Genomic DNA, 21,607 nt, shown 5'->3' on the forward strand with positions numbered 1-21,607 from the left:
TCATGGGCACCGACCTGCACCTGATCCGGGCCGCGCGCCGGGAGTTCACCGGCCCGGCGGTCCTGCTCGACGATCCCGTGCTGCGCGAACGTGCCGGCGAGTACCTGACCGACCTGGTACGCCCGTCCGGCCTGCGGGTCGACGCGGCGGCGCGGGGCCAGTCCTACGGGGAGATGGCCGCCGAGCTGATCGGGGCGCTCGTGCCCGAGGACGAGCCGGTCGACCTGCTGGTGCTGGCGTTCGCCGTGCACGACGCGCTGCCCGGCCGGGCCACCGCGGCCTACCTCAGTCACGTCTGCCCCGGCACGCCGATGTCCTTCGCGCTCTGCGACCAGGGGTCGGCGGCGGCGTTCACCGGGCTGCGGATCGCCGCCGCCCACGCGTACCGCCGGGCCCTGCTCGTCGTCGTCGAGCAGTCCGTGCTGCCGTACGACCCGGGGGTCGCCGTGCCGGACCAGCACCGGGCGGTGGCGCTGCTGCTCGGCGACGGCCCGGCCGACGACGGCGCCCGGATCACCGCCGTGCGCCAACACGCGGACGTCGGCCCGGACGACGTCGCCACGCTGGCGGCGGCCGAGCTGCGCGCGCTCGGCGCGGGGGACCCGGACGTCGCGGTGGTGCTCGGCGCCGGCCTCGCCGCAGTCGGGCCCCCGCTCGGCGGACCGGTCACGGTCGCGCCGCCGGGGCAACCGTCCACCGGCGTCTGGTGGGCGCTGCTGGACCGGCTGGCCGACGACGCCGCTTCTCGGGTGGTGGTGGTCGACTACGACGCCGAACTGCGCTATCTGTGCCTGGTGGCGACCTCCACGGACCGTCCCTGACGGGACCGGCCGCAAGTGACCTACCGTTGTCCGGTGTGGACGGTGGTGAGATCACTCGACTGAGGGTGGACGGGTTGCACTCGATCGCTCACCTCCTACCCAAAGCGGGTGGCCGGTGCGGAGTGTACGAGTTGACCTTCGCCGATGGCCAACGCTACGTGGGACAGGCGGTGGACGTCGTGACGCGGTTCTGTGCCCATCGCCGGACCTGGTCCGACATCGTCGAGATCGCCTTCCGGCGGGTCAGTCGCAGCCAACTCGACGAGGCGGAGCGTGACCAGATCCGCCGGCGCGAGGCAGCCGGGGTGCAGCTTCGCAACGTCGTGCACACCACGGGTCGGCTCAGCGCCAGCGAACTGGACCTTCTCATACCACCGGCGGAGCAGCAGCGCTGGCTGACCGCCGACGAGCCGCAGCCCGTCCGCCTCGCTGACCGGCCGGTCGATTCCACCCTGCGCCACCGCACGAGCCACCGCTTCAGCCGCCTGAAGGCCGACCCTCGGTTCACCGACGAGTTGGCCCGCCTGGTGGGCGTCTACCTGCGCGCCACCATGCCGGCGCCCGCACTGACGGAGCTGAGCTACTGGACGGTCAGCGCGCTCCCGGGCACCAACGCCGGCGCTTACCCACGCCTGTTCACCGTCTCGGTGCACGCTCTGGAGACCCTGTACGTCTGCCACCGAAAACACACCCCGCACGAACTCGAGATCCACCTGAACATCGACCGGTCCGCCGCACGTTCGCGTCTTCGAGCCCGCCTCGGGCTGGCGTTGATGCACACGGCCGAGGCCCGCTACCGGATCCGCCCTGGAGTGCTGGGGCTGCGCTTCACCTCGACGCGATCCGCCCACGACGCGCTCACCAGGCCCGGCATCATCAAGGCTGCCCGAAAGCTCAACCTGGACCTCATGCGCAAAGGGCCGGCGCTGAACTGGAAGACCCACTGCCCGGAGCTCATCGAGCACGTCCTCTCCATCTGACCAGCGAACGTCAGTTAGCGAGGTATGTTCGCCGCTACCAGTTGTTCGGCCTCAACGGGCCCGCAGACTGGGCACAGCGCCGGTAGCCGGGAGCCGCAACGCCTGCTCGGGGTAGTTGCGATCCTCGCCCGCTCCGGAGACCGGGCGCAGCCGGTACTCGGCCCGCCGCCGGAGTCGAGCCGGGACTGGGTCGCGATCCGAATGTAACCGTGCGCGGATCAGGGCAGATCCGGGCGTCAGCCTGGCAGGGCGGTCCGTCACTGCTTCTCGTTCTGCCGCAGCGCTTCCTCAAGCTGGTCTTCGAGGATGATGATCCGGCAGGCGCTTCCACACTGGCGCCGTGGCCGACCATCTGGAGGGCTCGGGCGGACGCAGCCGCACGATCACATCATCGGCACGGCAGCGCCAGCGTGTACCGCTCCGGCGGCGTGGATGAAGGCGCGGATCAGTGTGGTCTCTGCGGCGCTGCGCCAGACCGGGGCGTACTGCAGCACCGGGCCGTCGGTGATGGGCACGAATGCGAGGTCACGACGTTGCCGGGAAGCGGCCGCGTATGACCCGACGGGGGACACGACGCTGCCGGCGCCGATCGCCGTGAGGGCCTCTTCGAGGGTGGCCGCGGTGGCGCCGCGCCGGATGGGCCGTCCGGACGGTGTCATGGCCGGGGTGTGCGCCTGCCACACGTAGGCCGGAACGGGTCCCTCCAGGTCCACCACCGGGTGATCGCCGAGGTCCTCCATCTCGACCCGGTCCCGTCCGGCTAGCGGATGAGCGGAGGAGACGGCCAGTACCAGCCGCTCGGTGTACAGCTCCGGCCCGACGGTGAGGTCGGGCTCGCGGATGGGCATCCAGAGCAGGCCGATGTCGACCCGGCCGGCGCGCAGCCCGCCGAACGGGTCGGAAGGGAGGATCTCGCGCATGCGCAGCTCGCATCGCGGATGCCGCTGCCGGAACAGGTCGAGGACGGCCGCGATCTCCCGGTGGTGGGTGTCGAAGGTGCCGATGGTCAAGGTGCCGACCTGTCCGCGGGCGGCGGCGGTGGCTTCGTCGATGCCTGCCGTGATCTCGCGGTAGCCCGCGTCGAGCCGGTCGCGCAGTCGCTCGCCGAGCGCAGTGAGGCGCACGCTGCGGCTGGTCCGTTCGAACAGGGCAGCGCCGATCCGGCGCTCCTGGTGTTTGATCGACTGGCTGACCCTCGCCTGGGACACGTGAAGGCGTTCGGCTGTACGCCCGAAGTGGAGTTCGTCGGCCAGTGTCAGGAAGATTTCGATGTCGCGCAGCTCCACCAAGCCGCCTCCCTCCGGTCGTTGCGTTGTCCGGATCCTGCCCCTGAACTGCGTGGATCAGGGGAAGTTTACGGCTTCGGCGCCGAACGATAACCGGTGGCTTAAGCGGCGATTCGATCTTTCGCGTTGTTCCTCCCGGTGGCGGGGGGCGATCGTGCGTCCATGAGCAAAACCTCGATCGACTTGGGACAAGGACATCACCGATGAGCAACGCCGAGGACAACCAGGCCGCCACGCAGCTCTTTCGGCCGGGGGCGTGGCCGCAGGCACTGGAGGCGTCGCAGGTCCTCGCGCTGATCCAGCCGGCTCCGCGCCAGCTGGTTGACCAGCAGGTCGAAGGAGACGGCAAGTGACCTCGGACGCTCGGACGTTGCCGACCGGGTTCGGACGGCTGTGGACCGCCCAGACGGTGTCCTCGCTGGGCGACGGGGTGTCGCGTGCCGCGCTGCCGCTGCTCGCGCTGACGTTGACGCGGGATCCACTGGCGCTCGCCGTCGTCGCGGCCGCAGGGACGCTGCCCTGGCTGCTCTTCGGAGTGCTCGGCGGCGCGCTGGTGGACCGCTGGGACCGCCGGCGTACGATGTGGGTCACGGACGCGGCGCGTGCGGTGCTGCTCGGGATACCCGCGGCGGCTGCCGTGCTCGACGTGCTGACCATTCCACTGCTCGCCATCGTCGCCTTCCTGCTCGGCCTCGGAGGGCTGTTCTTCGACACGGCCGCCACGGCCTATCTGCCGGACCTGCTCGGCCGGCAGCCCGCGCTCCTGCAGCGCGCCAACGCCCGCCTGCGCGGCGCCCAGACCGCCATGTCCGGCTTCGCGGGGCCGCCCGTAGGCAGCGCCCTGCTCGCGCTCGGGCGGGCGGTTCCGCTGCTCGCCGACGCGGTGTCGTTCGCGCTCTCCGCACTGCTCGTGCGATCGCTGCCCGCCGTGCCCCGGCCCGTGCCGCAGGTCCGTGAATCGTTGCTGCGACAGGCGCGAGCCGGCGCCTCGTACGTCTTGCGGGATCGGTTACTGCTCGGGCTCGCGCTGCGTCCGGCAGTCGGGAACGTCGCCTTCCTCGCCGTGGAGACCGTCCTCGCCCTCTTCGCACACGACCGCCTCGGCATCGACACCTACGGCTTCGGCCTACTCCTCACCGCGGAGGCCACCGGCGGTCTGCTCGGCGCGGGAATCGCCTCCCGCCTTGGCCGACGACTCGGCACCGGCACCGCACTGACCTGCACAGCCGCCCTCGAAGGGCTTGCCATCCTGGGCCTGGCCGCTGCCCCGAACCCGTACGTCGCCGGTCTCGCGCTCGCCGTTTGCGGAGCGGGAATGGGCGCCACGATGGTGCTCGGCCCCTCCCTGCGGCAGACGATCGTCCCCGCCCACCTGATGGGCCGGGTCGCCTCCACGTCCCGCATGCTCGCCATGTGCGCCGCCCCACTCGGCGCCTTCCTCGGCGGGTGGCTCGCCACCGCCTACGACGTACGCACCCCGCTCTACGCCGCCGCGGGCCTCCTCCTCGCCATGACCGCCGTCACGGCGACCATGACCAGCAACCGCCGAGTCGAGGCAGCACTGCGTGGTTCCTCCGACCCTGAGAGTCCGGCAACCCACAGCAGGCCCGCCCAGGTGACCGATGCAGTCATGACTGCCTGATCCGTGCACCCGCCACCTTTGACGTCACGACCGCCGGAAAGGCATCAGATGCTCTACTCGACCGCACGCGTCGTCACCGACCGCCCCCACCGCTACCTCAAGCAACTGGTCTCGCACATGGGGCACAAGGTGCCCACCGAGCTCGACGAGGAACGCGGGTCCGTCATCTTCAGCCTCGGCAGGTGCCTGCTGGTGGCCTCGACAGCCCACTTCGACATGATCGTCGAAGCCGGCGCGGCGGACGCCGCGGCGGCGGTGGAGGACACCATCACCAGCCACCTGCTGCGCTTCGCGACCAAGGACCCTCTCGTCGTCGACTGGCTGCCCTTGGTGCGACCCGCGACCACCGAGGATGACGGCGCTCTCCTCGCCCTCGACCGTGCGGCGTGGACCGCCGGGTCTGGGCTCCCCTCGACTCGGTTCGAGGAGCGGACGGCGTACTTCAACGAACGACGGAAGCCCGAGTCCCACCTGGTCGCCGCTCTCGGCGGCCAGATCGTCGGCGCAGTCAGCACCCATCAGACGACCCCGTTCCCGGAAGGGGCTCACGTCTTCGGCCTGTGGAACCTGGTGGTAGCCGAGCCGGCCCGCCGCATGAGCATCGCCTCAGCCCTGCTGACGGCCGCCGAGCGTCGTGTCGGCGCTCAGGGCGCCAAGAAGATCGGACTGCGCGTCCTGGCGACCAACACCGGCGCCCTACGGCTCTACGAACGGCACGGTTACGCCGTCGAAGGCCGACACGTCGACGAGTTCCTGATCGACGGCAGCTACGTCGACGACATCAGCATGGGCAAGCGCCTGACGTCGCCCCGCGCCGGGGACCGTCTGATGGTGTCCTGGTAGCCACCGCGGCTGGCGAGGTGGATCGCGAAAGCCGAGGCGGGCGGGACATCGCCGGACCGCAGGCGGAACAACGGCAGGAGTGCCTCGGCCGCCGCCGGTCCTCGGCGGTCACTGGTGCTCAGAAGCCCTCGTCGAGCGCCGCCCGGACGAACGCGCAGAGCCGGTCGTTGGCCTCGTCCGAGCCGACCGTGATCCGGACACCGGCGCCGGGCAGCGCCATCACCAGGATGCCGGCCGCCCGGGCCCGGTCGGCGAACGGCGCCGCCCGCTCTCCCAGCGGCAGCCACACGAAGTTGGCCTCGCTGGGCGCCACGGTGAGCCCCAGGCCCCGCAACGCGTCGATCAGGCCGGCGCGCGCCGTCACCAGGTCCGCGCACCGCCGGGTCAGCTCCGGCGTGACCTCCGGCGCCAGGCTCGCCACGGCCGCCGCCTGGGCGAGCGCGTTGGGGAAGAACACCGCCCCGGTCAGCGCCGCCGCCGGGAGCAGCCGGGGCGGCACCACGGCGTAGCCGACGCGCAGCGCGGCCAGCCCGTACGCCTTGGAGAAGGTGCGCAGCACGCAGACGTTGTCGTACGCCCGGAACAGCTCCATCCCGTCCGGCGCGTCCGGGTCGGTGACGAACTCCCGGTACGCCTCGTCCACGATGACCGGGACGTCGGCCGGGATCCGGTCGAGGAACGCGCGCACCTCGGCGCGGCGCAGCGCCGTCCCGGTCGGGTTGTTGGGGTGGCAGAGCAGCACGCAGCGGGTCCGGTCGGTCACCGCGTCCGCCATCGCGGGCAGGTCGTGGTCGTAGCCGTCCAGCGGCACCGGCACCGCGGTCGCACCGGCGTTGCGGACGATCAGCGGGTAGCCCTCGAACGACAGCGCCGCGTGGACGACCTCCGGCCGGGGGCCCAGCGACTGCACCAGGTGCTGGCACAGCCCGGCCGAGCCGGGGCCGACCACTATCGACTCCGGTCCCACCGCCAGCCGGGCGGCCAGCGCGGCCACCAGCGCCGACGAGGTGCGGTCCGGGTACCGCTGGAGGGTCGCGGCGCCGTCGGCGACGATCCGCCGGATGCCCGGCAGCGGCGGGTACGGCGTCTCGTTCATCGACAGGTCGACCGGCGGCGTGTCGACGGCGGTGGCAGGGGTCATGATCGCTCGCTTCTTGACGGGGCCGGCGGGGACGGGACGCGGGCGTGCCGGTCGGTGAGCAGCCCGAGCTGGTAGAGCCGGTCGACGAGGGAGAGCGGCCGGACGTCCGTGCCGGAGAGGTTGCCGGCGGTGAGCCCGAGCAGCCTCGGGTTGGCGGCGGTGCGGCGCATCATCCGTACGCCGAGCAGTTTCGGCAGCCCGGAGACGCTGGTGATCATGCGGGAGGCGTTGTGGCTGACGGTCGCGACGTGGTCGAGGCGGGGCCGGCGCGCGGCCTCGAAGGCCCGCAGCGCCCGGTCGACGGACGCCGGCGCCGGCGTGCCGCCCTCGGCCGCCAGGCTGGCCGCGAGCGTCTCCGCGTCGCCCAGGGAGCTGTTCACGCCCTGCGCGGCCATCGGGTGCACCGCGTGCGCCGCCTCGCCGACCAGCGCCAGGCCGGGCACGGCCAGGCGGTCGGTGCGCAACCGGTAGACCGCGAGGAGTTGGCGGCGGTGCAGGCTGGCCCGGATCGCGGCGCCGATCGGCCGGACCGCCGGCACGTCGGCGAGCAGCCGGTCGCACCAGGCGCCCAGGTCGGCCCGGCCCCGGAACTCGTCCCCCGTCACCTGGACGTAGAGCCGGCACCGCCCGCCCGGCAGCGGGTAGACCAGGCACAGGCCGCGCCCGGTCCGGTACGCCGTCACCTCGTCGGCCACCTCGGCGTCGGCCACGTCGAACGCGACCAGGCCGTGCGGGTACTCGCGGCGTTCGACAGTCACGCCGGCCGCCCGCCGCAGCGGGGAGGACATGCCGTCCGCGGCGACCACCAGCGCCGCCGGAACGTCCTGCTCGCCCCCGTCGCCGGCGACCCGGACGCCGGTGACCCGCCCGTCGTCGGCACGCAGCGGGCCGGTCACCCGCCGGCCCCACCGGACCTCCACGGTGGCGGGCAGCCCGTCGGCGAGCACGCCGCGCAGGTCGCCGTAGTCGGCGCAGAGGATCTCCCGGTACCCGCCCGGCAGGCCGGCGTAGTCGAGGCAGAGCAGCGGCCCACCGTCCGGGTCCCGGATGGCCAGCCGCCCGACCGGGCGGGCGCCGGTGGCGCGCAGGGCGTCGAGGACCCCCCACGAGTCGAGGATGCGGACCGTCTCGGGCTGGAGGATCTCGCCCTTGGCGATCGACGCGGGGGTGCGCTGGCGGTCGAGCACGAGCACCCGCAGCCCGAGCGCGCCCAGCGCGCGGGCGCTCGCCAGGCCGCCGGCGCCGGCGCCCACCACCACGACGTCCGCGCTCATCGGGCCACCGCGCCGGGCGCGACGTCCGGCCGCCCGGCGGTGGCCCGGCGGTACTCGCCGAGCGCGCGCAACGCGACCGCCTGGGTGATCACCGCGTTGGGGTAGCGCATGTGGTGGCGGATGTAGTTGCACACCCGGGCCGCCGGCCACCCGCCGTCCGGGCCGGCCGCCGCCACCAGCCAGGCGACGCCGCGCTCGACGGCGACGTCGACGTCGGGATCGCCGGTGGCGAGCAGGCCCTGGACGGCCCACGACGTCTCCTCGACCGTGCCGGGCGTGCCGTCGCCCGGGCCCCACGAGCCGTCCGGCAACTGCGTCCCGCGCAGCCACCGGACCGCGCCTCGCACCACCTCGTGCCGGGCGTGGCCGACCCGCGACAGCGCGCCCACCACCACGGCCGTGCCGGAGGTGTGGTCGCGGTACCAGAGGTTCTCGAACGTGCCGTCGGGCGCCGCCCGGGTCAGCAGCCAGGCCGCCGCCCGGACGATCGCCGGGTGGTCGTCGGGATGGCCGGCCTCGTGCAGGGCGAGGATCGCCTGGCTGGTGATGGCCGGGCAGGGACCGTCGTTGGCGAGTTGCGTGTCGCGGACCCACAGGCTCCACGAGCCGCGGCTGTCCTGGCGGTCGACCAGCCAGGCCAGGCCGGTACGCAGCACCGGGTCGGCGGCGGCGTCCGGATAGCCGGCGAGCGCCGACAGGATCTCGGCGGACTCCAGCGTCACCGGCCAGCCGCCCACGTTGGAGTAGCTCCACCCGCCCGGCGGCACGTCAAGCACCTCGAACGCGGTGGGCTTCTGGGTGGCGTGGAAGACGTCGCGGGTGGCCCGCAGCCGCGGGTCGGCGGCGTACCCGGCGGCGGCCAGGCCGGTCACCGCGTACCCGGAGCGGGTCAGGTCCAGGTTCGTCACGGCGTCCCAGGCGCCGTCGGGGCGGACCGCCCGCCGCAGCCAGCCGACCACGGCCGCGGCGATGTCCGGCGCCTCGCCGCTGCGGGCCAGCCCGAGCAGCACCAGCGCGGCGGGCCACGGGTCCTCGCTGAACGCGCCGGTGCGGCCCTCGTGGTCGAAGATGGCGCGCAGCAGGCGGACCGCCACCGGGCGGGCCCGGCGCAGCGTGGCCCGGCGCAGGCGGCCGGCGGGCAGCAGGTCGGCCTGCATCAGGGCGAGACCGACGAAGGGCGCGGTGCGGAACGACAGCCGCCGGCGGCGGACCCGGTCGAACAGCACGATCTCCAGCGGCAGCCGGCGCAGCGGACCGGCCTCGGCGGTCATCCCGGCCATCGTGAGCAGTTGGCGGCAGAGCAGCGAGATGGCCCGGTCGGTGACCGCGTCGACGCCGCCCATCCCGGCCAGCCGGGCCCGGCCGGCGGCGATCGCCTCGGCGCTGGCCGCCGGGGCGCTCAGCGCCAGCGCCGCGACCGCGACCGCGGTCGGGACGACCTCGCTCTCCGCGCCCACCACGCCGCCCCAGCCGCCGTCGTCGTGCTGCTGCCGGCGCAGCCAGCCGGTGCCGGCGTCGACCAGGTCGGCGCTGCCCACCGGGTCGGCGGCGTGCAGCGCGGCCACCGCGCCGGCGGTGCCCAGCACCGAGGCGGGCGGGTCGTCGCCGAAGACGCCGTCGGGGCGTCGGCGGCGCAGCAGCGCCTCGGCGCCGGCGGTGATCGCTCGCCCCACGGCCTCGGCGGTGACAGCGGTCATGGCGCGTCCTCCAGGGACATTCGACGGGGGGTGGCCAGGGCCAGGTCGGCGGGGGCCGGCCCCAGTTCGTGCCGGGCGCGCATGCCGCGCTGCGCCCACCAGGTCAGCGCCACCATCGGCAGCGCGAGCACGAGTTGCACCGCGACGCCGAGGCCGAGCCCCACCACGGCCGAGGCCAGCACGACCCGCTCGACGACCAGCACGGAGTGGGCGCGCAGCGCCACCATGACGGGCATGTCGGTGTGGTGCGCCAGCAACGGCCTCAGCGCGGCGAGGCCCACGACGCCGACGACGAGCAGGGTCGCCAGGTAGCCGGCCCGCCCGCTCCGGTCGGCCAGCAGGCCGGCGGTGAGGGCCGCGCCGAGCGTGCCGGCGTAGAGCGCCAGCACGGTCCGGACCGCGAACGGGACACCGCGCCCGACCGGCAGCGTCCGGTAGCCGCCCGCGCGGTCGCCGTCGATGTCCCGCAGCGCCCCGACGAGGTTGGACATGGCGTCGTGCGCCCAGAACGCGACGGTCAGCGCCAGCAGGACGGGCAGGACCGGGGACGGGTCCGCCGGCAGCCCGACGGCGAGCGCGCCGTAGAGCAGCGCGACCGCGCCGAGCCCGCCGCGCACCAGGTTGCCGGCGAACCCGCGGGCCTTGAACCAGCGGCTGTAGGCGACGATGCCGCAGCCGGCCAGCAACGCCGCCGTCGTGGTGCCCCAGCCGCCGGCCACGGCGAGGACCGCGAGGACCGCGAAGCAGGCGAACCCGCACCCCAACGCGGTACGCGCGCCCAGCCGGCTGGACGGGATCGGCCGGTGCGGCTTGCTGCCGGCGTCCAGCTCCCGGTCGAACCAGTCACCGAGGTAGTGGCCGCCGAGCCAGCCGGCGGTGGGCGCCGCCCAGGCCGACAGGAGCCGCCACGGATGGTGGGCTCCGTCGACCACCGCCGCCCCGCCGAGACCCACCAGCCCGACGTACCAGAGCGTGTAGGGCCGCCAGGTCTCCACGTGCGCCCGCAGCGCCCGGGCGGCTCTCACGCCATCTCGCTCGTCATCCAACGCGCGATGCTGGCCAGCACGTCCGCGCTCGCGGAGGGGGCGAGCACGGCCAGTTCGGCCCGGGCCCGCTCGGCGTGCTCCGCCATCCGCCGACGCGCGCCCTCCACCGCGTCGACGTCGCGGAGCAGGGCGGTGACCCACTCGACGTCGCCGGGGCCGGCGCCGCGCCGGTGCAGCACCGCCATCAGCTCGACGCGGTCCGTGTCGGTGGCCGCGTCGTACGCCAGCAGCAGCGGCAGGGTCGGTCGGCCGTTGTTGAGGTCACTGGTCGCCGGTTTCCCGGTCTGCTCCGGGGTGGCGACGTAGGACAGCAGGTCGTCGCGGATCTGGAACGCCGTGCCGAGGTGCTCGCCGTAGCGGGCCAGCGCGGACGCCACGTCCGGTTCCGCGCCGCCGAGCAGGGCGCCGATGTGGCACGCGGCGCGGAACAGGGAGCCGGTCTTGAGGCGGATCATCTCCGCGTACCACCGGGCGCCCTCGTCCAGGTCGCCGACGAGTTGGGCCTCGACGGCCTGGCCCCGGCACAGGTCCTGTCCCGCCTCGGCCAACGCGGCGACCGCGGCGACGACGTGGCCGGGCGGGACCGCGCCGCCACCGTCCACGATGGCCTGGAACGCCTGGAAGATGAGGTGGTCGCCGGTCACGATGGCGTTCGGGATGCCGAACGCGACCGGGACCGCCGGCCGGCCGCGGCGCATCGTGTCGGCGTCGATGATGTCGTCGTGCACGAGCGTCGCGACGTGCAGATACTCCATGCCGAGCGCAGCGGCGAGCACGTCCCGGGGCGAGCCGCCCACCGCCTGGGCGGCGTGCAGCGTCATCATCGGGCGGAGCAGCTTGCCGGCGGGCAGCAGCGCGTACCGGGCGATCGCGGCGGGCTGCTCGGTCGTCTCCGGCCACCGCCGGAGGAGTTCGGCGCGCAGCAGCCGTCCCGATTCGCTTCGGGCCAGGTCGTCGATGAAGGGCGGATATCTCGTGAAGCCAGCAACCGTCATGACGCGTCGACCCTTTCACGAAGGCTCGGCTAGTCGCCACGCGAGACGTTACCGGCCGGAACTCCCGCGAACAACCATTGATAAATGTGCCGATTCATGGGTGGAGGCGAATACGATGACGATATTCTTCGGCAAATTGGACGATGCGCAGTCAAATCGTCGACGGCCCGGCGCACCGGTGGGTAAGGGACGTGTGGCGGCTCGACCGGTCAGGCGGGCGCGAACTCCATCAGCGTGAGCCCGTCGGGGCCGTGCCAGGTGCGCCGGGGCGCCAGACCCGCGGCGGCGGCCAGCGCGGCGTGCTCGGCCGCGCTCCGCTCGCGGCCGCCCACCAGCACCAGCATCCGCAGGTCGTACGGGGACAGGTGCGGCACGTGCGGCACGGTCGGGAGCACCTCGATGACCAGCACCCGACCGGTGTCGCCGGCCGCCTCCGCGCAGCGGCGCAGGATCGCCGTCGCGTGGTCGTCGCTCCAGTCGGTCAGCGCGCGGGACACCACGTAGACGTCCGCGCCGGTCGGCAGCGGGGCGAAGAAGTCCCCGACCACGCCCGTGGCCCGGTCGGCGAGGCCGTGCTCGGCGAACGTCGCGACGGCGGTCGCCACCGGCTCGCCGCGGTCGACGAGCGTGCCGCGCAGGTGCGGGTGGGCGCTGAGCAGTTCCCGCAGCAGCCCGCCGGAGCCCCCGGCGACGTCGACCACGTGCGTCACCTCGGCCCAGGGGTAACGCGTCGCCACCTCGGGCGCGGTGAACCGCTGCTGGCTGAGCATCAGCGCGTCGAAGTAGGCGCGGTGGTCCGGGTGGGCGTCGAGGTCGGCCCAGAAGTCCCGGCCGTGCACCGCCCCGTAGCCGGGTTGGCCGGTGCGGACCGCGTGCGGCAACCCGGCGAAGGCCAGGTCCATCCGCGCGCCGAGACCGCCGAGGTCCAGGTCGGCGCCGTGCCCGCCGCCGTTGCGGTCGCAGAGCAGCTCACCCACGTCGGTGAGCGCGAAGACGTCCGGTGACACCTCGACGAACACGCCCCGGTGGGTCAGGTAGCGCAGCAGCCGGCCGAGCGCGCCCGGGTCCGCGTCGCACGCCGCGGCCAACGCGTCCAGGCTCGTGACGCCGGCCGCGATCCGGTCCGGCACGCGGAGGGTCACCGCCGTGCGTACCGCGAACGGGGTCGCAAGATCGGTGAGCCGGTCGAGCCGCGCGGCCGCGTCCCGGTCCACGTTCGCATCGATCGCCACGAGTCTCCCCTCCCCCACCGACGGGCCCGGATCATGGCCCGCGGCCCCGAATGATCCCAAGCCGGCCTCCGGCGCGTCAACGACGACGCTGGTGAGGACATTCACGATCGTGGAAGAATGTGGCGACGGGGCCGTCGCGCGCAGACCGGAGGACCATCGATGACCACTTCCACCGCCGTCGACGTGCGGCTCGTCGCCGGAGCCCTGGGCGCGCAGATCCGCGGCATCGACCTCAACACGCTCACCGACGCCGGTTTCGCGCTGGTCCACGACCTCCTGCTGAAGCACCAGGTGGTGTTCCTGGCCGACCAGACCGGGCTGACCCCCGAGGCGCACGTCGCGTTCGGCCGCCGCTTCGGCGAGGTCGAGCTGCACCCCTACCTGCCCCGGCTGGAGGGGCACCCGGAGATCGTGGTCATCGACTCCACCGACGGCGGCAAGGTCGACGTCTGGCACACCGACATGACGTTCCACCAGAGCCCGCCGATCGCGTCGATCCTGCACCTGACCGAGCTGCCGGAGGTCGGCGGCGACACCATGTGGACCAACCAGTGCCGGGTCTACGAGGCGCTCTCCGCACCGCTGCGCGACCTGCTCGACGGGCTCACCGCCATCCACGTCATCCGGATCGGCACCGAGTTCACCAGCCGCGCGGAGCACCCGGTGGTGCGCGTCCACCCGGAGACCGGGCGTCGCTCGCTGTACGTCAACCGGCTCTTCACCTCGCACATCCCGCAACTGACCCGCACCGAGAGCGACGCGCTGCTGGAGCACCTGTTCCGGTTCTCCGAGAGCCCGCAGTTCACCTGCCGGTACCGCTGGCGGGTCGGCGACGTCGCGGTGTGGGACAACCGGGTCACCCAGCACTACGCGATCAACGACTACGACGGTCTCCGGCGCGGGCAGCGCATCACCGTGCTCGGCGACCACCCGGCCGGCGACCCGCCCCGGTGGGAGCACTACGCCCCGGCGCCGGGCGAGCGCTACTGGCCGGACCGGGTCAACGCGGTGGAGAGCTACTGACCGCGTCGCTCACCAGGTGACCGGGAACGACGCGATGCCGCCGTTCATCCGGTCGTGCCGCCACGGGATGTCCTCGACCGGCACCGCCGGCGCCAGCTCCGGCATCCGGTCGAGCAGCACCCCGAGGGAGAGTTCCACCTGCATCCGGCCCAGCGCCGTGCCGAGGCAGAAGTGCGGCCCGAAGCCGAAGGTCAGATGCGGCACGGTGGGCGTCCGGTCGATGTCGAAGACGTTCGGGTTCCGGAAGTGCCGGGGATCGCGGTTGCCGGCCCAGGGCAGCGCCATCACGCACTCCCCGGCCCGCATCGCGACGCCGCCGAGGACCAGGTCCTCGCGCACCACCTGGACCCGGAACATGCTGCTCACCGACGTGTAGCGGAGAATCTCGTCGGTCGCGGCGGACAGCTTCTCCGGGGCCGCGCGCAGCTTCGCCAACTGCTCCGGGTGCTGGAACAACGCGCGCAGGCCGGCACTCGTGGAGTTGATCTCCAGGCCGCCGAGCAGCACCCCCATCGCCAGCTCGACCAGCTCGGCGTCGACCAGCTCGTGCGCGTCCTGGCCGCGTACCCACGCCGAGAGCAGGTCGTCGCCGGGCGCCGCCCGTTTCCCGGCGAGCTGCCCGGCCAGGTAGGCCCGCAGCTCGGCCTGCGCGTCGGCGGCGCCGGCGGAGCCGTACGCGGTGATCGAGTTGAGGCCGGAGATCCAGTCGTAGAAGCGGGGGCGGTCGGCGACCGGCACGCCGAGCACGTCGCACACCACGTGCACCGGCAACGGCGCCACCAGCCCCGCCACCAGGTCGGCCGGGCGGGGACCGGCGAGCATGGCGTCGACCAGACCGTCCACCAGCCGTCGTACCCGGGGCCGGAACGTGTCCATCCGGCGCGCGGTGAACGCGCGGCTCGCCACCCGGCGCACCACCGCGTGCGCCGGACCGTCCATGTTCAGCTCCCGCGGGCCGGTGGCGCCCGACGCCTCGGTCGCGCCCAGCGGCAGCCGGGAGAACCGGGCGTCGGCCAGCACCGTGCAGCAGTGCTCGTAGCTGAGCACCAGCCAGGCGGCCCGGCCGTCGGGCAGCCGCACCCGGCTGACCGGGTCGCTGACCACCATGTCGAGCAGCTCGGCGGGCAGATCGCCGGTGAACGGCTCGAACGGATAGGCGCGCGGGCCGGAATTGACGGCCACGTCGAGGTCCACGTCGGACATCGGGTAAGACTCCAACACACGTTAGTCCGGCGTCAATATCTGTTGACGGTGGCGGCGACCTTCCGCGTACGGACGTCCATCGCCTAGCATCTGTGGTCCGGAGCTGCCGTTTCACGTGCGGATTGGTCGGATTTGACTGCGCCTTTGCGAATTCTGATGTCGACGTGGGGCTGGCGGTCGCATTTCTACAGCCTGGTCCCGCTCGGTTGGGCGCTCCAGGCGGCCGGGCACGAGGTGCGGGTGGCCAGCCATCCCTCGCTGGTCGCGGCGATCACCTCGGCCGGGCTCGCGGCGGTGCCGCTGGGCGAGGACGTCGACTTCGCCGAGGCGTTCGCGGGACGGATCGGCGCGGTGGGCGACCTGGACCGGCCCGGGGCCCAGCCGACGGACCGGCTGGAACCCGCGATCACCGCCGACGGCGGCGTGGTCCGGTTCGCCGACGCCCTGCTCGACGACCTGGTCGCGTTCGGCCGGGCCTGGCAACCGGACGTCCTGGTCTGGGAGCCGTTCAACCTGGCCGCGCCGGTGGCCGCCGCCGCGCTGGGCGTGCCAGGCGTGCTGAACCTGTGGGGGCCGGACTCCTCGGTGACGCTCCGGCTGGACCCGGAGTCGGTGCTCGGGCCGCTCGCCGCCCGGTTCGGGCTCGCCGCCGCCGACGTGTCGCCGCACGGCGACCTGACGCTCGACCCGGCGCCGCCGCCGCTCCAGGCGCCGACCGCCCGCCCGGGGCGGCCGGTGCGCTTCGTGCCGTACAACGGCACGGCCGTGCTGCCGCCCTGGCTGCACCGGCCGGCGGCCCGGCCGCGGGTCTGCGTCACGGCCGGCACCATGATGGCCGGTGTCGGGCTGCACGACCGGCTGGACCTGACCCGGGTGATCCGGTCCGTGGCCGAACTGGACGCCGAGGTCGTCGTGGTGGTCGAACCCCGGCAGCAGCGCGGCCTGGGCCCGCTGCCGGCGAACGTCCGGCTGGCCGACGCGCCGCTGGCGATCCGGCTGGTGCTGCCGACCTGCGCCGCGCTGGTCCAGCAGGGCGGGGCCGGCACCACCATGACCGCGCTCACGTACGGCGTGCCGCAGCTCATCCTGCCGCAGGTCAGCGACCAGCACTTCAACGGCGAACGGCTGGCCGCGACCGGTGCCGGCACCTGGTTGGCGCCCGAGCACGCCGGCGGCGCGACACTGCGGGACGCCGTCGGCGAGCTGATCGGCGACGGCCCGGCGCGCACGGCCGCCGCGTCGATGCGGGACCGGATCCGCGCGCTGCCCAGCCCCGCCGAGGTGGTGCCGGTCCTGACCGCCCTCGCCCGGCGCACCCGGACCTGACCAGCCGCCAGAGGAGTCGCAGATGACGCAGCCGCAGCCCGTTCCGTACCCGCTCGCTCCGGCTCCCACGATCTACCACCCGTCACCGGACTACACCCGGTTGCGGGAGACCTGCCCGGTGGCCCGCGTCGAGCTGCCCGACGGGGCGTCGGCGTACCTCGCCACCCGGCACGCCGACGTCCGCCGGGTGTTCACCGACCACCGGTTCAGCCGGGCCGCCGCGGCCGGGCCGAACCGGCCGACCCGCGAACTCGGCTCGCTCGCCGAGGACTCACTCATCGGCATGGACCCGCCCCGGCACACCACGATGCGCCGGGCGGTGTCGCACGCGTTCACCGTGCGCCGGGTGGAGGAGCTGCGCCCGACGGTGGCGGCGCTGGTGGCCGACATGATCGACCGGATGGAGGCGGCGGGCCGCCCGGCCGACCTGATCACCCACCTCTCCGCGCCGCTGCCGATCTACGTGATCAGCAAGCTGTTCGGCATCCCGGAACGCGACCAGGAGCGGGTCCGGGAGTGGTCCGACGCGCTTGTCGGCGACTGGGACGCCGACCCGGCGGCCCCGCAGGCGGCGCTGGACGCGTTCCAGGAAATGATCACCGAGCGCCGGCGACGGCCCGGCGACGACCTGATGAGCGCGCTCATCGCCGCCTGGGACGCGCACGAGGACCTCACCGAACGGGAGCTGGTGTCGGTCACCGCCGGCATCTTCGTGGGCGGGCACGAGACCACCACCAACCAGCTCAACCTGTTCCTGCTGGTGCTGGCCCGCCACCCGGAGCAACTGGCCGGGCTGCGCGGCGACGACCCGGCCGCGGTCGCCCGCGCGGTCGAGGAGCTGTCCCGCTTCATCCAGCTCGGTGACAACGGCGTGCTGCTGCCCCGGGTGACCACCGAGGAGGTGGAGCTGGGCGGCGTACGCCTGCCGGCCGGCTCGGCGGTGATGCCGGCGATCGCGTCGGCCAACCGGGACGCCACGGTGTTCCCCGACGCGGACACGCTGGACCTGGCCCGCGCGCACAACCCGCACCTGGCGTTCGGCGCGGGCCCGCACCACTGTCTCGGCGCGGCGCTGGCCCGGATGGAACTCCAGGAGGCGCTCGGCGCGCTGCTGCGCCGGCTGCCCGGCCTACGGCTCGCGGTCGACGAGTCGGAGCTGCGGTTCCGGCCGGGACTGGTGGTGCGCAGTCTGGAGTCGTTGCCGGTGACGTGGGACGACAGGTGACCGGTCAGCCGCCGACCGACCCGGGCGTGACCCGGGTCGGCGCCGCCGCGTCGAGCGCCGCCTCCACGGCGACCTCCTCCACGCCGCGCAGCAGGCGCTCCGCCTGCGCCTCGGTGAAACTCGCGAAGTCGAAGATCACCTGGAGGTGCACGGTCCCCGGCTGGTCCTCGACCGTGATGAACGCCTGCTCGGGAAGGTGGTCCAGCGGGCCGTCCCAGACCAGGAACGTCTCGGCGGCCCGGCGCCGGAACGTGTCCGCGGTCACCGGCTCGTCGCGGGCGTGGTCGTCGGCCGCCGCCCGGGTGGTCACCCGCCGGTCGTTGATCCGGCAGCTCACGCGCGCCGGGTAGCCGCGCTCCGCGTCCAGTCGGGCCTCGGTCTCGGCGAGCTGCGTCGGGTCGTAGTAGGCGTACATGCCGGCGGTCATCGAGGCCCGCCGGGCCCGGGACACCACCTCGTCCACAGTGGTGTCGGCGGTGTCGACGGTCAGCACGCCGTTCTGGCTGAGCGGGGCGATCGCCTCGGCGAAGCCCGGCCGGAACCGGTTGCCCACGATCAGCTTCGCGGTGAGCGGACTGACGCCGGTGGCCCGGCCGATCGCGACGGCGATGACCGCGAGCAGGACGCGCGAGGTGTCCGTCCGGGTCCGCCGGGCGACGGCACGCACCGCGAGGTACGCCGCGGGCGAGCTGAACCGGCCGTGCCAGTACCGGTGGCCCCGCCGACCGCCGCCGGGTCGGGGCGGGCCGAACGTCAGCGGCGGGACGGACCGCAGGTGCGACGCCCAGTGGCGGACGGCCCGGTCGCTGACCCGCCGCAGCGGCGGCGTCTCCTCCCGCCGCCCGAGGTCGAGGATCTGCACGGTGCGCGGGTCGTGGCCACGGCGGACGGCCGGCCCGACCAGCCCGAGGTCCGCCAGGAGCAGCGACGTGGCGGTCCCGTCCACCACCAGGTGGTCGAAGGTCAGCACCCGGTGCACCGGCGCGCCCCGGTGCCGGACCACCGCCATCCGCACCGACCAGTCCCGGTACAGGTCGTAGGGGGCCAGCAGGCGGGCGTGCCCGAGCTGGTAGGCGAACGTCGCCACGTCGGCCGGGTCGGCGTCGTCCGGCACGTCCACCACGTCGAGCACCGTCTCCCCGGCGGCGGACACGACCTGGCACGGCCCGCCCCGGTCGTCGGCGCCGAGCCGCATCCGCAACGCCGGGTGCCGGGCCAGCAGGTCGGCCAGCTCCGCCGCCATCTGCTCGACCGTGACGCCGGCCGGCACCGGATGGGCGCCGCTGACGTTGTGCGTCCACCCGGTCTCCCGCATGTCCTCAAGGATCGCCTTCTGACCCCAGGTCAGCGGCGCGGTCCCGGCCCCGGGGCCGGCGAACGGGACGGGGATCCGCACCTCGGCCGTCTGCGCGATCACCGGGCTATCAGAGCAACGCGCATCGGCACGTGTCAACGTCCGGACGGACCGTTACGCTGCCGTCCATGCCGGACCGCGTACGCGTCTGCGTCATCGCTGCCGACGGCTCGCCGGACGAGCTGGCCCGGTGCCGGGCGGTGCTCGACCGCGACGAGCGGGCCCGCGCCGCCGCGCTCGGCTCACCCTGGCTTCGGGACCGGTTCACCGTCGCGCACGGCGCGCTGCGCGTCCTGGCCGGGCACGCGGTGGGCGTCCCGCCGTCCGCGCTCGTCTGGCGCCGGGGCCGGCACGGCAAGCCGACGTCGGACGGGCCGCACACCAGCCTGTCGTACTCCGGCTCGCTGGTCGCGGTGGCGATCAGCCGGGACCGCCCCGTCGGGGTGGACATCGAGCACCTGCCGCCGGGCCGGGACCCGGTCGGACTGGCCGCGCGGTTCTTCCACCCGGCGGAGGCCCGGCACGTCGCCGCCGGGGCCGACGCCGGGGAACGGGCGCGGCGGTTCACCCGGCTGTGGGTCCGCAAGGAGGCGGTGGTCAAGGCGGCCGGGGGCCGGCTCTGGCCCAACCTGGCGGTGGCGGTCCACCCCGACGACGTGGTCGCGTGCGTCGAGCCGGCCGGCGCGTACCGGGTCGCCGACCTGGTCACGCCGGCCGGGTACCGGGGGGCGGTCGCGTCGCCCGGCGACGCGCCGTACACGGTCGAGTTCCACCCGTTGACACTCGCCGATGTGCTTTGCTCTGATGGGTCCATGCTGGAGCGCATGATCGACCCGCCGGCACCCCGGTGCTAGAACACGACACGTCGACCACGTCGCCGCAGCGCGACCAGGTGGTCGAGAGCCTCACGGCGTTGCTGGGCCGCATGCTCAGGCCGGCCGCCCCGGTCACCGAGCGAACCCAGCTGATGGACGACCTCGGCCTCAGCTCGTCGCTCGCCCTGGAGCTGCTGCTGGAGCTGGAGGACGAGCTGGAGATCCAGATCGACGTGGAGGATCTGGACGAGGACCGGATGACCACCCTCGGCGACCTGGCGGACTACATCACCGCCAACTCCACGCCCCGTTGAGCACGGCGAACGGGCGGCAGCCGGCCCTGAGCGTGGTGGTGCCCGCGCACAACAACGGCTCCGCCCTCGACGCGACGCTGCACTCGCTCACCCGGCAGACCCTGCCGCGCGACGACTTCGAGGTGATCGTCGGCGACGACGGCTCCACCGTCGCGCTGGGCCCGGTCGTGGACCGCTACCGCGACCGGCTGGCCGTCGAGTACGTGCGCAGCGACACCAACCGGGGGCGCAGCGCCAACCGCAACGCGGCGGCGGCACGCGCCCGGGCCGACACGTTGATGTTCCTGGACGCCGACACGGTGGCGCACCCCGGGTTGCTGGCCCGGCACCGGGACTTCCACGCCGGCCGGGCCGGCCGGCCCGGGGTCCTGCTCGGCCAGCGCTACGACCTGGACTGGGCCGGCACGGACGCGCTGCGTCGGGGCGAGCCGATCGTCCCGGCGATGCTGGACGCCGAGCGCGGCGACCCGCGCCTGGAGGACATCGCCCACCCGCAGCGGATGCGCGACTTCCCGAGCGCGCCCTGGGTGCTCGGGCTGACCCACAACGCGTCGGTCGACCGCCCGTCGTTCCGGCGGGTCGGCGGGTTCGACGAGGCCATGGTGAAGTGGGGCTTCGAGGACCTCGACTTCTTCTACCGGGTCTTCCACCTGCACGGCGCGCCGCCCGAGCTGTTCCACCTCGACGTCGACGCGTGCTCGTACCACCTGCCCCACTTCCGGCGGACCACCAACGGGCTCGCCTCGATGGACAACATGAAGTACATGTTGCGCAAGCACCTGCGCTACGACATCGAGGTGCTGTACGCGATCAACACGTTCGGCCGGCACCTGGGCCGCATCCGCCTCTACCGGGACGCGATCGACGCGTACCGGCGGGCCGGGCTGGGCCGGCCGGCCGTGCTGCCCGCCACGCTCCGGGAGGAGCTGGCCACCAGCCGGGCGTTGCTGATCGGCCACGGCGTGTCCACGGTGGACGTCGGCGCCGGGTCGCACACGTTCGACCACTCGGCGCCGCCCGGCGACACGAACTCGCACCTGCTGGGCACCGTGCTCCAGCAGTTCCGGACCGGCGCGCTGGACGTGATCGTCAACGTCGACCTGTGGCGCTGTCTGCTCCCCGAGGACCTGCCGGCGTTCCTGACCCGGGGGCTGCTCAAGGCCGACCGGATCGAGTTGGTCGCCAGCCACGTCGACGTGGACCAGCGGGCGCTGCTCCCGGTGCCGCTCGTCGCGGACCTCGACTACCTGGTCGACATGCTGAACCCGCACTTCGCCCTGACGGTGACGACGCACGACGCCGCCACCCAGATCACCGTCCGCTGACGCCGTCCACCCCTCCCCCTGCCCCGCGCGCACTTGCCCGGAAAGCGTGGCCATCACGAGCGGAA

Annotated in this window: 20 protein-coding genes; 11 read left to right on the top strand and 9 right to left on the bottom strand. The window is 73.9% G+C overall.

Annotation, left to right across the window (positions count from 1 at the left end):
- Positions 1 to 2: 2 nt before the first annotated feature.
- On the top strand, positions 3 to 821 hold the full coding sequence (locus tag TPA0908_RS26280) for a serine/threonine-protein kinase (RefSeq protein WP_281942299.1): 819 nt from the start codon (positions 3 to 5) through the stop codon (positions 819 to 821).
- A 131-nt stretch (positions 822 to 952) separates the two neighbouring features.
- Positions 953 to 1,801, top strand: coding sequence for a hypothetical protein (locus tag TPA0908_RS26285; protein ID WP_281942301.1), 849 nt, complete (start codon positions 953 to 955; stop codon positions 1,799 to 1,801).
- A gap of 383 nt (positions 1,802 to 2,184) precedes the next feature.
- On the opposite strand, the gene TPA0908_RS26290 is transcribed toward TPA0908_RS26285, so the two are convergent.
- Entirely contained in the window at positions 2,185 to 3,087 is a 903-nt protein-coding gene (locus TPA0908_RS26290; protein WP_281942302.1) for a LysR family transcriptional regulator, read from the bottom strand.
- A gap of 203 nt (positions 3,088 to 3,290) precedes the next feature.
- Between TPA0908_RS26290 and TPA0908_RS26295 the strand changes: the two genes are divergently transcribed.
- The 3 genes from TPA0908_RS26295 to TPA0908_RS26305 are packed head-to-tail and all read left to right on the top strand — an operon-like array spanning position 3,291 to position 5,572.
- Complete coding sequence (locus tag TPA0908_RS26295; protein WP_281942303.1) at positions 3,291 to 3,440, top strand: hypothetical protein; 150 nt, start codon at positions 3,291 to 3,293, stop codon at positions 3,438 to 3,440.
- Positions 3,437 to 4,729 carry an MFS transporter gene (locus tag TPA0908_RS26300; RefSeq protein ID WP_281942305.1) on the top strand — a complete coding sequence of 431 codons (1,293 nt, stop codon included), beginning with the start codon at positions 3,437 to 3,439 and terminating at the stop codon, positions 4,727 to 4,729. The genes TPA0908_RS26295 and TPA0908_RS26300 overlap by 4 nt, the downstream gene beginning before the upstream one ends.
- A 48-nt stretch (positions 4,730 to 4,777) precedes the next feature.
- Entirely contained in the window at positions 4,778 to 5,572 is a 795-nt protein-coding gene (locus TPA0908_RS26305) for a GNAT family N-acetyltransferase (protein WP_281942307.1), read from the top strand.
- Positions 5,573 to 5,690: 118 nt separating this feature from the next.
- On the opposite strand, the gene TPA0908_RS26310 is transcribed toward TPA0908_RS26305, so the two are convergent.
- The 6 genes from TPA0908_RS26310 to TPA0908_RS26335 all read right to left on the bottom strand — a co-directional run bounded on the left by TPA0908_RS26310 (position 5,691) and on the right by TPA0908_RS26335 (position 12,957).
- Complete coding sequence (locus TPA0908_RS26310; protein ID WP_281942309.1) at positions 5,691 to 6,713, bottom strand: histidinol-phosphate transaminase; 1,023 nt, start codon at positions 6,711 to 6,713, stop codon at positions 5,691 to 5,693.
- Complete coding sequence (locus TPA0908_RS26315; protein WP_281942310.1) at positions 6,710 to 7,987, bottom strand: FAD-dependent oxidoreductase; 1,278 nt, start codon at positions 7,985 to 7,987, stop codon at positions 6,710 to 6,712. The genes TPA0908_RS26310 and TPA0908_RS26315 overlap by 4 nt, the downstream gene beginning before the upstream one ends.
- A complete protein-coding gene (locus TPA0908_RS26320; protein WP_281942312.1) occupies positions 7,984 to 9,684 on the bottom strand; it encodes a prenyltransferase/squalene oxidase repeat-containing protein in 1,701 nt (566 codons plus the stop codon). The genes TPA0908_RS26315 and TPA0908_RS26320 overlap by 4 nt, the downstream gene beginning before the upstream one ends.
- Positions 9,681 to 10,709: a UbiA family prenyltransferase gene (locus TPA0908_RS26325; protein WP_281942314.1), complete on the bottom strand. Its 1,029-nt coding sequence runs from the start codon at positions 10,707 to 10,709 to the stop codon at positions 9,681 to 9,683. Before TPA0908_RS26325 ends, TPA0908_RS26320 begins: the two co-directional genes overlap by 4 nt.
- Positions 10,706 to 11,725, bottom strand: coding sequence for a polyprenyl synthetase family protein (locus TPA0908_RS26330; RefSeq protein WP_281942316.1), 1,020 nt, complete (start codon positions 11,723 to 11,725; stop codon positions 10,706 to 10,708). The genes TPA0908_RS26325 and TPA0908_RS26330 overlap by 4 nt, the downstream gene beginning before the upstream one ends.
- 209 nt (positions 11,726 to 11,934) lie before the next feature.
- A complete protein-coding gene (locus TPA0908_RS26335) occupies positions 11,935 to 12,957 on the bottom strand; it encodes a methyltransferase (protein ID WP_281942318.1) in 1,023 nt (340 codons plus the stop codon).
- A 159-nt stretch (positions 12,958 to 13,116) separates the two neighbouring features.
- Here TPA0908_RS26335 and TPA0908_RS26340 point away from each other — a divergent pair, with 159 nt between their 5' ends.
- Positions 13,117 to 13,980 carry a TauD/TfdA dioxygenase family protein gene (locus tag TPA0908_RS26340; RefSeq protein WP_281942320.1) on the top strand — a complete coding sequence of 288 codons (864 nt, stop codon included), beginning with the start codon at positions 13,117 to 13,119 and terminating at the stop codon, positions 13,978 to 13,980.
- Positions 13,981 to 13,989: 9 nt separating this feature from the next.
- Here TPA0908_RS26340 and TPA0908_RS26345 read toward each other — a convergent pair whose 3' ends face one another.
- The gene (locus TPA0908_RS26345; RefSeq protein WP_281942322.1) at positions 13,990 to 15,183 is read right to left on the bottom strand and encodes a cytochrome P450; all 1,194 of its coding nucleotides are present in this window, start codon (positions 15,181 to 15,183) and stop codon (positions 13,990 to 13,992) included.
- A 144-nt stretch (positions 15,184 to 15,327) separates the two neighbouring features.
- On the opposite strand from TPA0908_RS26345, the gene TPA0908_RS26350 reads away from it, so the two are divergent.
- Both TPA0908_RS26350 and TPA0908_RS26355 read left to right on the top strand, forming a co-directional pair.
- Positions 15,328 to 16,509, top strand: a complete 1,182-nt coding sequence (locus TPA0908_RS26350) for a nucleotide disphospho-sugar-binding domain-containing protein (protein WP_281942325.1) — start codon at positions 15,328 to 15,330, stop codon at positions 16,507 to 16,509.
- Positions 16,510 to 16,531: 22 nt separating this feature from the next.
- Positions 16,532 to 17,734 (top strand): cytochrome P450, encoded by a 1,203-nt coding sequence (locus TPA0908_RS26355; protein WP_281942327.1) that lies wholly within the window; start codon positions 16,532 to 16,534, stop codon positions 17,732 to 17,734.
- 4 nt (positions 17,735 to 17,738) lie between these two features.
- Here the strand turns inward: TPA0908_RS26355 and TPA0908_RS26360 are convergent, their stop codons facing one another.
- The gene (locus tag TPA0908_RS26360; RefSeq protein ID WP_281942329.1) at positions 17,739 to 19,151 is read right to left on the bottom strand and encodes a condensation domain-containing protein; all 1,413 of its coding nucleotides are present in this window, start codon (positions 19,149 to 19,151) and stop codon (positions 17,739 to 17,741) included.
- A 65-nt stretch (positions 19,152 to 19,216) separates the two neighbouring features.
- On the opposite strand from TPA0908_RS26360, the gene TPA0908_RS26365 reads away from it, so the two are divergent.
- From TPA0908_RS26365 to TPA0908_RS26375, 3 genes are read left to right on the top strand one after another with little or no spacing between them, the layout of a single operon-like run.
- Positions 19,217 to 19,942 carry a 4'-phosphopantetheinyl transferase family protein gene (locus tag TPA0908_RS26365; RefSeq protein WP_281942331.1) on the top strand — a complete coding sequence of 242 codons (726 nt, stop codon included), beginning with the start codon at positions 19,217 to 19,219 and terminating at the stop codon, positions 19,940 to 19,942.
- Entirely contained in the window at positions 19,936 to 20,217 is a 282-nt protein-coding gene (locus TPA0908_RS26370; protein ID WP_281942333.1) for a phosphopantetheine-binding protein, read from the top strand. Before TPA0908_RS26365 ends, TPA0908_RS26370 begins: the two co-directional genes overlap by 7 nt.
- On the top strand, positions 20,214 to 21,542 hold the full coding sequence (locus TPA0908_RS26375) for a glycosyltransferase family 2 protein (protein WP_281942335.1): 1,329 nt from the start codon (positions 20,214 to 20,216) through the stop codon (positions 21,540 to 21,542). Before TPA0908_RS26370 ends, TPA0908_RS26375 begins: the two co-directional genes overlap by 4 nt.
- Positions 21,543 to 21,607 lie beyond the last annotated feature (65 nt).

The sequence above is a fragment of the Micromonospora sp. AKA38 genome, from assembly GCF_027925725.1.
GTDB lineage: Bacteria > Actinomycetota > Actinomycetes > Mycobacteriales > Micromonosporaceae > Micromonospora.

Bases quoted from the DNA above. Each gene is read 5' to 3' on its own strand.
- TPA0908_RS26280 (WP_281942299.1), top strand. From the start codon at position 3: ATGGGCACCGACCTGCACCTGATCCGGGCCGCGCGCCGGGAGTTCACC.
- TPA0908_RS26295 (WP_281942303.1), top strand. From the start codon at position 3,291: ATGAGCAACGCCGAGGACAACCAGGCCGCCACGCAGCTCTTTCGGCCG.
- TPA0908_RS26305 (WP_281942307.1), top strand. From the start codon at position 4,778: ATGCTCTACTCGACCGCACGCGTCGTCACCGACCGCCCCCACCGCTAC.
- TPA0908_RS26310 (WP_281942309.1), bottom strand. From the start codon at position 6,713: ATGACCCCTGCCACCGCCGTCGACACGCCGCCGGTCGACCTGTCGATG.
- TPA0908_RS26315 (WP_281942310.1), bottom strand. From the start codon at position 7,987: ATGAGCGCGGACGTCGTGGTGGTGGGCGCCGGCGCCGGCGGCCTGGCG.
- TPA0908_RS26320 (WP_281942312.1), bottom strand. From the start codon at position 9,684: ATGACCGCTGTCACCGCCGAGGCCGTGGGGCGAGCGATCACCGCCGGC.
- TPA0908_RS26330 (WP_281942316.1), bottom strand. From the start codon at position 11,725: ATGACGGTTGCTGGCTTCACGAGATATCCGCCCTTCATCGACGACCTG.
- TPA0908_RS26340 (WP_281942320.1), top strand. From the start codon at position 13,117: ATGACCACTTCCACCGCCGTCGACGTGCGGCTCGTCGCCGGAGCCCTG.
- TPA0908_RS26345 (WP_281942322.1), bottom strand. From the start codon at position 15,183: ATGTCCGACGTGGACCTCGACGTGGCCGTCAATTCCGGCCCGCGCGCC.
- TPA0908_RS26355 (WP_281942327.1), top strand. From the start codon at position 16,532: ATGACGCAGCCGCAGCCCGTTCCGTACCCGCTCGCTCCGGCTCCCACG.
- TPA0908_RS26365 (WP_281942331.1), top strand. From the start codon at position 19,217: ATGCCGGACCGCGTACGCGTCTGCGTCATCGCTGCCGACGGCTCGCCG.